At 67.1% G+C, this 10,660-nt stretch carries 12 protein-coding genes; 1 reads left to right on the forward strand and 11 read right to left on the reverse strand.

Annotation, left to right across the window (positions count from 1 at the left end; all coding sequences use genetic code 11):
• Window positions 1–186 precede the first annotated feature (186 nt).
• The 7 genes from ACFWU5_RS27565 to ACFWU5_RS27595 all read right to left on the reverse strand — a co-directional run bounded on the left by ACFWU5_RS27565 (window position 187) and on the right by ACFWU5_RS27595 (window position 6,136).
• Window positions 187–594 (reverse strand): DUF779 domain-containing protein, encoded by a 408-nt coding sequence (locus ACFWU5_RS27565; RefSeq protein WP_379243050.1) that lies wholly within the window; start codon window positions 592–594, stop codon window positions 187–189.
• Window positions 594–2,081 carry an aldehyde dehydrogenase family protein gene (locus ACFWU5_RS27570; RefSeq protein WP_379243048.1) on the reverse strand — a complete coding sequence of 496 codons (1,488 nt, stop codon included), beginning with the start codon at window positions 2,079–2,081 and terminating at the stop codon, window positions 594–596. Before ACFWU5_RS27570 ends, ACFWU5_RS27565 begins: the two co-directional genes overlap by 1 nt.
• An 87-nt stretch (window positions 2,082–2,168) precedes the next feature.
• On the reverse strand, window positions 2,169–3,416 hold the full coding sequence (locus ACFWU5_RS27575; protein ID WP_379243046.1) for a transcriptional regulator: 1,248 nt from the start codon (window positions 3,414–3,416) through the stop codon (window positions 2,169–2,171).
• Between the two features lie 168 nt (window positions 3,417–3,584).
• Window positions 3,585–3,899, reverse strand: a complete 315-nt coding sequence (locus tag ACFWU5_RS27580) for a hypothetical protein (RefSeq protein WP_379243044.1) — start codon at window positions 3,897–3,899, stop codon at window positions 3,585–3,587.
• A gap of 62 nt (window positions 3,900–3,961) precedes the next feature.
• Entirely contained in the window at window positions 3,962–5,101 is a 1,140-nt protein-coding gene (locus tag ACFWU5_RS27585; protein ID WP_379243042.1) for an alkaline phosphatase family protein, read from the reverse strand.
• Window positions 5,098–5,418, reverse strand: coding sequence for a nuclear transport factor 2 family protein (locus tag ACFWU5_RS27590; protein ID WP_379243040.1), 321 nt, complete (start codon window positions 5,416–5,418; stop codon window positions 5,098–5,100). The genes ACFWU5_RS27585 and ACFWU5_RS27590 overlap by 4 nt, the downstream gene beginning before the upstream one ends.
• 94 nt (window positions 5,419–5,512) lie before the next feature.
• Complete coding sequence (locus ACFWU5_RS27595) at window positions 5,513–6,136, reverse strand: TetR/AcrR family transcriptional regulator (protein ID WP_379243038.1); 624 nt, start codon at window positions 6,134–6,136, stop codon at window positions 5,513–5,515.
• Between the two features lie 122 nt (window positions 6,137–6,258).
• Between ACFWU5_RS27595 and ACFWU5_RS27600 the strand changes: the two genes are divergently transcribed.
• A complete protein-coding gene (locus ACFWU5_RS27600) occupies window positions 6,259–7,308 on the forward strand; it encodes an SDR family oxidoreductase (RefSeq protein ID WP_379243036.1) in 1,050 nt (349 codons plus the stop codon).
• 5 nt (window positions 7,309–7,313) lie between these two features.
• Here ACFWU5_RS27600 and ACFWU5_RS27605 read toward each other — a convergent pair whose 3' ends face one another.
• From ACFWU5_RS27605 to ACFWU5_RS27620, 4 genes are all read right to left on the reverse strand, one after another.
• Window positions 7,314–8,840, reverse strand: a complete 1,527-nt coding sequence (locus tag ACFWU5_RS27605; RefSeq protein ID WP_379243034.1) for a polyamine aminopropyltransferase — start codon at window positions 8,838–8,840, stop codon at window positions 7,314–7,316.
• Window positions 8,840–9,265, reverse strand: a complete 426-nt coding sequence (locus tag ACFWU5_RS27610) for a DUF350 domain-containing protein (protein WP_379243032.1) — start codon at window positions 9,263–9,265, stop codon at window positions 8,840–8,842. The genes ACFWU5_RS27605 and ACFWU5_RS27610 overlap by 1 nt, the downstream gene beginning before the upstream one ends.
• Before the next feature lie 41 nt (window positions 9,266–9,306).
• Window positions 9,307–9,711 carry a DUF4247 domain-containing protein gene (locus ACFWU5_RS27615; protein WP_379269770.1) on the reverse strand — a complete coding sequence of 135 codons (405 nt, stop codon included), beginning with the start codon at window positions 9,709–9,711 and terminating at the stop codon, window positions 9,307–9,309.
• 118 nt (window positions 9,712–9,829) lie between these two features.
• Window positions 9,830–10,660, reverse strand: an 831-nt coding sequence (locus ACFWU5_RS27620) for an RNA-guided endonuclease InsQ/TnpB family protein (RefSeq protein WP_379269772.1), incomplete at its 5' end; no start/stop codon positions are given.

A 10,660-nucleotide genomic window follows, 5' to 3' on the forward strand; every position in this document is an offset into this window, starting at 1 on the left:
TCGTGTGGGTCTCGTTGAGTGGGACGCGATTTGGCATGTGCGGAAACGCATTTGCTATATGGGTCGACTACGGAAGAACGGCGAGCTCACCCCGCCGGCTGAGTCGCGATGACCCAGTCGGCGGGGGCTCGCCGTGACCTGGCAGCGACGGGAAATGTTCCGCCAGGTCAGGTTTCGGTGGCGCCGCTACAGCGTGCGGTCGGCGCCGGTGCGTGGCGGCGGTGCCGCGGCCAGTGCCGCGTGCTCGGCCTCGGTGAGCTCGCGGGCGCGCAACACGAACCGCACCCCCTCGCCCGCCTCGAGTGAATCGCCCACGGCCTGACCGTGTGTCACGTCGACGGTGAGGTGGGTGTCTTTCCAGCATTCGAATTGTGCTGGGCTGATCCAGAATTCGGTGTGCCAGGCCAACCGGCCGAGCAGGATGTCGGCCTTCTCGATCGGAAACTGCTTGGTGGACAAGCACACCGGCGCGCTGTCGTCTTCGCAGCATTCCCCGGCCTGCCGGAACAGCACGGGTCCGTTGTCTTCGATGAGTCGGCGCAGCAGGTTCTGTGCGCGGTCGGTGATCTCCACACGGTGGATTCGGTTCTGCATCAGAACATCCCGAGTTTTGTCGTGGAATAGCTGACCAGCACGTTCTTGGTCTGCTGATAGTTCCCCAGTGTCATGGCGTGGTTCTCCCGGCCACCCTGGGCGGGGTAGGCGTGGTAGCAGTTGGTCCAGATCCGGTCGGCGGTGATCCCGCGGGCCAGTGCGCGGGCGGTATTCATGTCGCGGGTCCACACGCCGGCGCCGAGGCTGTAGGCGGTGTCGTTGGCGATGCGGATCGCCTGGTCGACGGTGTCGAAGGGGGTCACCGCCACGACCGGTCCGAAGATCTCCTCCTGGAAGATCCGCATCGTGTTGTCTCCGGAGAAGATAGTGGGTTCGATGAAATACCCACCCGGCAGTCCGTCGACCTTGCGTGCTTCCCCTCCAGTGAGCACGCGGGCGCCTTCGGCTCTGCCGACGTCGAAATAGGACAGGACCTTCTCGAACTGGTCGTTGCCCGCCTGCGCGCCGATCATCGTGGCGGTGTCCAAGGGGTGGCCGGACACGATGGCCTCGGTGCGGGCGATGGCGCGGGCGAGGAACTCGTCGTAGATCGAGGAGTGGATCAGCGCCCGCGACGGGCACGTGCACACCTCGCCCTGGTTCAGCGCGAACATCACGAACCCCTCGACGGCTTTGTCGAGGAAGTCGTCGTCGGCGGCCAGCACGTCGGCAGCGAAGATATTCGGGCTCTTACCGCCCAGTTCCAGCACGACCGGCACGATGCTCTCGCTGGCGTACTGCATGATCAGCCGCCCGGTGGTGGTCTGCCCGGTGAAGCCGATCTTGGCGATGCGAGGGCTGCGCGCCAGCGGCCTGCCCGCTTCCACGCCGAACCCGTTGACCACGTTGAGCACCCCGTCGGGCAGCAGGTCCGCGATGAGCTCCACCACCAGCAGCAGCGACGCCGGGGTCTGCTCGGCCGGTTTGATGACCACACAGTTGCCCGCCGCCAGCGCCGGCGCGAGTTTCCTGGCGGCCATCAGGATCGGGAAGTTCCACGGAATGATCTGCGCGACCACTCCGAGCGGTTCGTGGAAGTGGTAGGCGACGGTGTCGTTGTCCAGCTGTGACAGCGAACCCTCTTGCGCGCGAAGCACTCCCGCGAAATGCCGGAAGTGGTCGACGGCCAGGGGCAGGTCGATGGTCAGGGTTTCGCGGATCGGTTTGCCGTTGTCCCAGGTTTCGGCCACGGCCAGGGGTTCCAGGCTGTTCTCGATCCGGTCGGCGATCGTGAGCAGGATGTCGCTGCGTTCGGTGACCGAGGTCGCGGCCCAGCGTGGGGCGGCGCGGTGCGCGGCCTCGACGGCCATGTCGATGTCGGCGGCGGTGGATCGGGCCACCGCGCAGAAGGTCTCGCCGTCGACGGGGGAGGTGTTGTCGAAATACCGGCCTTCGACAGGGGGTGCCCAGTCACCCCCGATGAAGTTGTCGTATCGGGGGGCATAGCTGACTATGCCGGTGTCCGATCCGGGCTTGCCGTAGATCATGCGCCTCGCTCCTTGCGACCTGTGCGTCGTGCTGCACACTATGGTCGGACAAGGTTGGTACGAGGTTGGTGAGCGTGTTAGCGCAGGTCAGCCCTGTCGCGCGGTGAAAAGTCGGGCGGTCACCACGGCGCGACGCACATCGTCGCGGGGCAGCAGTCGCAGTGCGTGTTCGTGCACGGCGACATCGCCCGCGCACCGCTGACCGAATGCCACAGCGTGCTCGGCCCGGTCGCTGTTGAGCACCGCGTTGCGAATGCCGACATCCAGGTGCGCGCGCCACTGTTCGACGCCGGGCAACTCCGACCCCGGCAGCAGCGGCCCGCGATACAGCCACAGCGCCGACGTGAGGTCGCCGCCTTCGATGGCGGCCAGCAGGTCCACGGCGTCGCAGGAGACCGGCCCGGTGAGCATGTACCGCCGGTTGGCGATCTCGCCGCGCGTGGCCCGACGCAGGTGCGACACATCGGCTTTGAGGGTGTTCAGCGACACCGCCCGTTCGCCGTAGACCGCGGCGTGCAGTTGTTCGGGGGTGTACCCGTCGGGTTCCAGGGCGAGCAGGGCCAGGATCTCGAGTTGCCGTGGCGGCAGCGGAACCGGTCGCCCGTCACGCAAAAGCCTTGCTGCGCCCAAACATTCGAGCCGAACACCGGGCGCGGGGGTGGGCGCTTCGGCACGCAGCATGGTTTCCACTGCGGTCACCAGTGCGCGCACCGACGTCATCACCATCGGATGCGAGCGTTCCCAGGTCGAGGACAGGTCCAGCACGCCGACCTGCCGCCCGTCGGGGCCGTGGATCGGCGCGGAGTAGCAGACCCACCCGTGCAGTGCGGCGACCAGGTGTTCGGCGGAGAACACCGTGACGGCCTTGTCGTCGTGCAGTGCCAGGGACAGTCCGTTGGTGCCCATGTGGCTTTCGTCCCAGACCCCGCCGGGCGCGAAGTTCACGGCCTCGCCTTGACGGCGCAGCGCACGGTCGCCGGCGGTCCACAAGATGGTGCCCGATTCGTCACTGACGACAGCGAGATAGCCCGATTCCTCGGCCATGCCACGTAATTGGCCCGCGAGTTCGGTGACGGGTCGGCGCAGCGGGGATTCCGACCAGCGGTCGCTGATGTCGTTGAATCCGGGCGCGACCTCGACCGACGGGTCCACGGTGTGCAGGGACCGCTGCCAGGATTTAGCGACGTCGGTGCGCACGGCACCGGTATCGCGCGGCAGTGTCATGGGGCGCGAGGGTGCGGCCAGGCGGTGCCACTGTTTCTCGATCTGGACCCGATAGTCGGACAGATTGTCGGGTCTTGCTCCGCCGGCGATCGGGTTGTCGTGTGGCCCCACGTTCACTCCCTGCTCGTCGGCGGCGCACCGGTGCTGCCGCTGAGAACCGGTGTGGCGCTTCCTGTCTATCAGGTGCGCGCCCGTGCCGCCGAACGTTTGCGACCATGGCTGCGAGGCCGCCGGTGTTTTCCCTGTCTTGCGGCCTTGACGCCGATTACTTGCCGCCGCTTACTTATTCAGGAAGATCCCGGCGATATCGGCGTTCTTGATCGGGGTGTCGACGTTGCGCTGCGTCGCGCACAGCAGGTCCACCTCCACGATCTTGGAATCGATCACGTTCTCCGACGGTTGCTTGCCGGACCGCTGTTCGACCGCCTTGGCGATGGTGATCCGCTTGGTGGCCGGTTCCTGGTTGACGTAGTCGCGGCAGCTGGTGTCCGCGCCCTGGTTGAGCACCTTCTCGACCTCGGTGCACCCGCCGATCAGCATCGCCAGCACCGCCACGCCCACCGCTGCGGCGCCGGTTCGGGTGTTGGCGTGCATGGTTCCTCCTGAAGTCGTTCGCTGCGCGGGATGCGCGTGGACGACAGCTTATGTGGTGTTGCTCAGGTGCGGTGGATCCGCAGCGGAACGTGCAGCTCGGCGGGGGTGAGGGAGCCGTGATGGCCGGTCATCAGCGATTGCATCGGTTCGGCGCCCGAGCGCACGACCCCGCCGTCGCCCGCCGCGATCACCACGAGATCGCCGATGCGGGCGGCGGCGTCAGGGGTGACGTGCGGCCCGAACCAGCCTGCGGTGACGGCTTCTTCGCGGGTGCGGACCAGGAACTGGTCGCCGAGCACGCCGCGCCAGGTGTCGGCGACCGAGGCGGGTTCCTCGGTGTAGACGTGGCGGGCGCGGGGTTCGCCGCCCAGTGCGGTCACGTTCTCGGACAGGTGTGGGTGGGTGTCGAAGTCGACGCGGTCGACGAGTTCGACCATGCCGTGATCGGCGGTCACGATCAGCGCCGACCGGGCGGGCAGGCGTGCGGCGATCTCGGCGGCGATCCGGTCGACATTGGCCAGCTCGAACTGCCAAGCCCGGCCGTTGGGTCCACGGACGTGACCGGTGGTGTCGAGCTCCGAATGATAGGTGTACACAAGGGTTTTGGGCGCTTCGTTGAGAGCCTGCAGAACGCCGTCGATGAGATCGCCCACTGAATAGGCGGCCCGGAATCCTCCGCCACGCCACCCGGCCTGCGTCAATCCCGAACCGTCCTGATAGGTCGGCGCGACCTGCACCGCACCGATACCCGCATCGGTGGCACGCTGAAAGATGGTGCGGTGCGGCTGAATTCGGTCGGGCGGGAACGCGGTGAGCGCGTCGACCTTCGGGCCCTCGCCGATGAGCCGCCACCGCAGGGAGTTGAACAGCCGGTCTTCGTCGGGCACTCGCATGGAGTATCCGACGATGCCGTGCTCACCCGGCGGAACGCCCGTGCCGAGAGTGGTCAAACTTGTTGCCGTGGTGCTGGGAAAACCCGCATCCAGAACCCTGTCGGGCAGGCCCGTCAGGAACGGTGCCGCAGCCGATTCCGCTGCCAGACCCTGCGCGCCGAGCCCGTCCACGAGCAACACGCACACCCGGTCCACATCGAGATTCAATCCCAGCCGGTCCTCGCCGGGACCGCCCAGGCACGCCAGCACCGAGGGAAGCAGGTCGGCCAGCGACGCTGTGCCGTAACGCGGGGTCAGAAGTTCGCTCACGCCTGCCCTGTTTCGAATCGGCTGATCAGCCCGTCGCGCAGCACGAATTTCCAGGTGGTGCGCATCGAACCCCAGCGGCTGTTGGTGTAGTCGGCGGTGAGCTCGAGCCCGTCCTCGGAATCGACGGTGTCCACCACGAGATGCCCGTTGGCAGTGAAGATCTCGGCCTCGGTCCAGTGCGCGACATTGCGTTCCACCCCGTCGTCGGACATGGTGGCGTCCTCGGTGAGCAGACCGTAGAACTGGTCGGTGTCCTGCGCGTTGAGCGCTTCGACGAACGCCTCGACCACGGGGTCGAGTTTCGCGGTGCCAGACAATCGGGCCTCCTGCTCGAAACGGCTACGCAACGACAAGGTCTGAACTCACTGTAGGTCAGCGCGCAGTCCGGATCGTCGGAATATCGGCGGCGCGTCAGGCGGGGTGTGGATCGGGGGTGATCAGCGCGGTGAACGCGCGCATGATCGCGTCCACGAGCTCGGGCGCGTGGGTGCCCATCTGTTCGCTGCGCTTCTCGAGATGGCCGTCCAACCACAGCGACGCCAGCCCGTGTGCCAACCCCCACCAGGCCACGGCCAGGGTTTCGGCGCGGTCCGCGGGCAGGTCGCCCGCCGCGACACATTCGGCGACCGTATCGGCCAGCACGTCGAAGGCGGCGTCCCCGGCCGCGTGCGCGTCAGGATGCTTCTCCGGCTGCGACAGCTCGGGCCGGAACATCAGTCGGAATCGCGCCGGGTGATCGCGGGAGAACCGCACGTAGGCGTGGCCCAGGTCGGTCAGCGCGTCCATCGGGGTCGCGGCGCCCGCCCTGGTCGCGACCAGGGCGGCGGCCAGTTGCTGGAATCCGTCGACCGACAGCGCCGACAGCAGGGCCGCGCGGTCGGCGAAATGGTGATAGGGCGCGCCGCTGCTGACCCCGGCCTCCCTGGCCACGCGCCGCAAGCTCACCGCCGCCAGCCCTTCGCTCTCGATCAGGCGCAGGCAGGCGTCCATCAGCGTGGCGCGCAGATCGCCATGGTGGTAACTGGTGCGCTTCACCCACCGAGCGTATGCGAGAACCGCGTCCGAATCAGCACTGGACAGCAGATCTATGCGGTGCTTAGATTAAATGAGCACCGCTCAGATGGGCGGGCTCCACCGCCAGGAATTGGGTGAACACCATGACCACTCGGGTACTCGTCACCGGCGCAACAGGTTTCGTCGCCGGCCACTGCATCGCCGAACTGCTCGACCACGGATACGCCGTGCGCGCCACCGTCCGAGACATCGACGCCCACACCAAACGCGCCCACCTCACCGAACTCGCCCGCCGCACCGGGGGAGACCTCGAATTCGTCGCCGCCACCCTCGACAGCGACGCGGGCTGGGCCGAAGCGGTGGCCGGGTGCGACACCGTCCTGCACGTCGCGTCACCGTTTCCCTCCACACCTCCCGACAACGACAACGACCTGATCGAACCCGCGGTCCAGGGCACGCTGCGAGTCCTGCGCGCCGCCGCGAACGCCGGTGTGCGCCGCGTCGTGCTCACCTCCTCGGTAGCCGCAGTCGCGTACGGTCACGATGTTGACGAGGTGCGCACCGAGGACGACTGGTCGGTGGTCGACCGCATCCCCGCCTATCAGAAGAGCAAAACCCTCGCCGAGCGCGCCGCCTGGGATTTCATCGAATCCTCGCCCACCGCAACCGAACTCGTGGTGCTGAACCCCGGCATGATCCTGGGCCCGCTGCTGGAAGCCCGAACCAGCACCTCCCACGAACCGATCCGCCGCCTACTCGCCCGCGACGTCCCCGGCTCGGTGAAAACAGGCTGGACCCCCGTCGACGTCCGCGACCTAGCCGTCGCCCACCGCCTCGCGATGGAAGTCCCTGCGGCAGCAGGCAATCGATACATCTGCGCCACCGACCCCCTCTGGATGGGCGACCTGGCTCGCCTACTCGCCCGCGACTACGCAACCCAGGGTTTCCGAGTCCCCACCCGCGTGCTCCCCAACGCGATGATCCGCCTCGCCGCCCTCTTCGACAAGGGCATCCGCCTCACCGTCCCGGTCCTGGGCCGCACCGAACACGTCAGCGCCGACAAGGCCCACCGCGAACTGGGCTGGACCATGCGCCCCATCGAAGACACCATCCGCGACACCGCCGACAGCCTGATCGCCTTCGGCATCGTCACCGCACCGGGCGGTTCCGCGAAATCACCGGCTGCGGTGTGAACCGGTCAACGCCATTCTTGGCGTTGCAAATCCAGGATCACCGGGTGCATCAACGTCGAGACCGCAGGTTCGGTGGGGCGGCGGTCCGGCGGGAACACGGTGGCCGCGGCGAGTGTCGGTTCGTCGAGGGACCGCAGGGTATGCGGACTGCGCAGGGCGGGAATCGGTTTCGTGGGGGCGGCGAGGATGAAGCCCCAGTCGCCGAAGCTGGGGACGTCCACGTGGAACGGGGTGGTGTGCAAGCCGGCCGAGCGCAGGGTGGCGTCGATCGTCCAGAAGGAACGTGGGGCGAAGAACGGGGAGCCCGATTGCACGACCATGCGGGCGCCGGGGGCCAGCACGTTGGCGGTCATCGCGTAGAACTCCTGCGAGTACAGCTTGGCCACCGAGGTCTGGTCGGGGTCGGGCAGGTCCACGATCACCGCGTCGAAAAGCCCTGGGGCACTGCGTAACCAGGTGAAAGCGTCGGCGTTGACCACGGTGACGCGGGGGTCGTCGAAGGAGTTGCCGTTGAGGTCGGCGAGGCGGTCGTCGGAGCGCGCGAGGTCGATGATCGCCGGGTCGAGTTCCACCAGCGTCACCTGCCCGACATCGGGGTAGCGCAGGATCTCGCGCAAGGCCAACCCGTCGCCACCGCCCAGCACCAACACCGAACGCCGCGATCCGGCCAGCACCGGGTGCACCAGCGCTTCGTGGTAGCGGTACTCGTCCACCGACGAAAACTGCAGGCCCCCATTGAGATACAGCCGCGTGTCGGTGGTCCCGAACGGGGAGAACGACTCGGTGAGCACGATCTGCTGGTAGGGCGTACGCGTCTGCCACACGATCGGATGCGCGAACAGGGCCTGCTGTGCGGTGGCCTCGAACCGGTCGGCGTAGAGGTAACTGCCGGTGAGTCCGCACGCGACCGCGAGCGTGGCGGCGATCAGCGTGTGCCGGGCACCGCGGGTCATCTTGTCGCGAAAGAAGAAGAACGCCAACGCAAGTCCCGCGACCGCGTTCACCACCCCCACCACCAGGCTGCCCCGGATCTGCCCGAACACCGGCAGCAGCAGAAACGGAAACGCCAACCCACCCAGCAGCGCACCCACATAGTCCGCGGCGAACAGATCCGCCACGGCACTGCTGGCCTCCTGCTTGCGAATGTCCTGCAGCAACTCCATCAGCAGCGGAATCTCCGCGCCGACAAGCATCCCGATCACCGCCGCCGCCAGCACCAACGTGCCCGTATAGATATTGAGCCACGCGAAACTGGCATACAGCACCGCCACCGACAACCCACCGACCACGGCCAACGCCAACTCCACCGCCACGAACGCAGCAGCGGCATGCGGCCGCAACGGTTTCGCCAACAGCGCCCCGACACCCATCGAACACACCATCACGCTCAACGTGATCGACGCCTGCGCCGCGGTGTCACCGATCAGATAGCTGCCCAGCGTGACCAGCGACAGCTCATACACCAAACCGCAAGCCGCACAGATGAATACGGTCAGCAGCAGCGCCGCCCTGGCCAGGCGGTGCCGTGGCATCAGGTCAGGCCCGCGGCCACCACCAGCGCGACCGCGACATGCGCCGACGCCGTGACCCACACCGCCGGATGCGTCTCCTGATCCGCGACAACGGCTTTGAAATCACCCGGAGTCAGCGCGTCGAGCAGCACGAACGCCACCGCCATCGCAACCAGCCCGATGATGCCGTAGACCGCGGAAGCCAGCAGCGCCTGCGCGAGCTTGCCGTCCGAGGTCCAGATGGCCGCGGCCACGATGATCCCGACCCCGAACAGGTTCGAGGCCAACAGGATCGCGGCGTTGCGGTTGCGTTCGATCCAGATCTGGGCGCGCAAATCGCCCGGGGTGAGCAGGTCGACGACGCCGAAACCGACGGCCATCAACACGATTCCCACCGCGGAATAGGCGAGCGCGGCGCCCGCGTCCGCCGCCAGGTCGGCGAGCATGAGTGTCCTCCTGTGCTGTGTGGGCGAGATGCCCGAATGAACTACTTGCCGCCGCTGTCGCTACCGCCACCGCGGTAGTCACCCGCCGCGGTGCCGCTGGTCCAGCCGTAGGTGCTGGTGTGCGCGTGATGGCGGCGAGTGCCGTTGGCGAAACTGTCGACCAGCACCAGCGTGCCCGCCGCGTGCGGGGCCACCGACACCAGATCGTCGTCGAAGCGCAGGTAATGGTTGTCACCGGTGCTGCGCTTGTCCCGCGGATCAGTGGCTTTGGCGATCGTGGCAGCCACCGCGGCAGGCGCACCGGTAGCCAGGAACGCCAGCCCGTTGTTGGCCTGGTCGTGTTGCTGTGCGCGCCGGTACTTCTCGGCCACGAACTCCCGAGGGTCCTTGTCCCGAGTGACCACGACAACGGCAACCACTGCCACGATGACGGCGACCACGGTCACCAGCCCCGCAATGATCCATCTGGTGCGATTGACATCCTCCCGGCCCTGAAGGGCCGGGATTCCTCCTGAACCTTGCGGCTCTCCGGTGGGTTCCTGTTTCACAGGGACGTGCCTTCCGCTAGGCGGCAGGACTTACGGTCCCTCCGCAGGCGTTTAGCCTCTCCGCCTGTCCAGCGGCGAGGATGTTGATCGCGGCGTTGAGATCGCGGTCGTGGACCGCACCGCACCCGCACGTCCATTCCCGCACATGCAACGGCTTCTTCTCGCCCACGACTGCGCATTCCGAGCACAGGCGGGTGGACGGGAACCAACGATCCACCCGGCCGAAGGTGCGCCCGTACCGGGCCGCTTTCTCCTCCAACATGGCGGTGAACATGCCCCACCCGGCGTCGTGCACCGACTTCGCCAACCGGGTCCGGGCCAAGCCCTTCACACACAGGTCCTCGACGTAAACCGCTTGGTTGTCGCGGATGATCGTCGTGGACTGTTTGTGCGCCCAATCCCGGCGCGTATCGGCCACCCTCGCATGAGCAGCAGCGACCTTGATCCGGGCTTTGGCCCGGTTCTTCGAGCCTTTGTCCTTGCGGGACAACGACTGCTGCGCCTTGCGAAGTGTGCGTTCGGCGCGGCGGAAGAACTTCGGCGAGGCGATGGTCTTGCCGTTCGACAGGACCGCGAACGTCGTCAACCCGAGATCGATTCCGACCTCGGAGTCCACCGGCGGCAACGGCTGCGCGTTCACTTCGACAACGAACGACGCGAAATACCGGCCTGCCGCGTCCCCGACGATCGTGACCGACGACGGGTCGGCGGGCAGTTCTCGCGACCACGCGACCTTCAGCTCGCCAATCTTCGCGATATACAGTCGCCGGTTCGGGCGCAGCGAGAAACCGTTGCGGGTGAACCGGACCGCCTGCCGGTTGTCCTTGCGGGACCGGAACCTGGGAGC

This window comes from Nocardia sp. NPDC058640 (assembly GCF_042716995.1).
In the GTDB taxonomy this organism is placed as follows: domain Bacteria; phylum Actinomycetota; class Actinomycetes; order Mycobacteriales; family Mycobacteriaceae; genus Nocardia.

Excerpts from the sequence above, each read along its gene's own strand:
- ACFWU5_RS27565 (WP_379243050.1), bottom strand. The coding sequence starts at position 594 with ATGCAGAACCGAATCCACCGTGTGGAGATCACCGACCGCGCACAGAAC.
- ACFWU5_RS27570 (WP_379243048.1), bottom strand. The coding sequence starts at position 2,081 with ATGATCTACGGCAAGCCCGGATCGGACACCGGCATAGTCAGCTATGCC.
- ACFWU5_RS27580 (WP_379243044.1), bottom strand. The coding sequence starts at position 3,899 with ATGCACGCCAACACCCGAACCGGCGCCGCAGCGGTGGGCGTGGCGGTG.
- ACFWU5_RS27600 (WP_379243036.1), top strand. The coding sequence starts at position 6,259 with ATGACCACTCGGGTACTCGTCACCGGCGCAACAGGTTTCGTCGCCGGC.
- ACFWU5_RS27605 (WP_379243034.1), bottom strand. The coding sequence starts at position 8,840 with ATGCCACGGCACCGCCTGGCCAGGGCGGCGCTGCTGCTGACCGTATTC.
- ACFWU5_RS27610 (WP_379243032.1), bottom strand. The coding sequence starts at position 9,265 with ATGCTCGCCGACCTGGCGGCGGACGCGGGCGCCGCGCTCGCCTATTCC.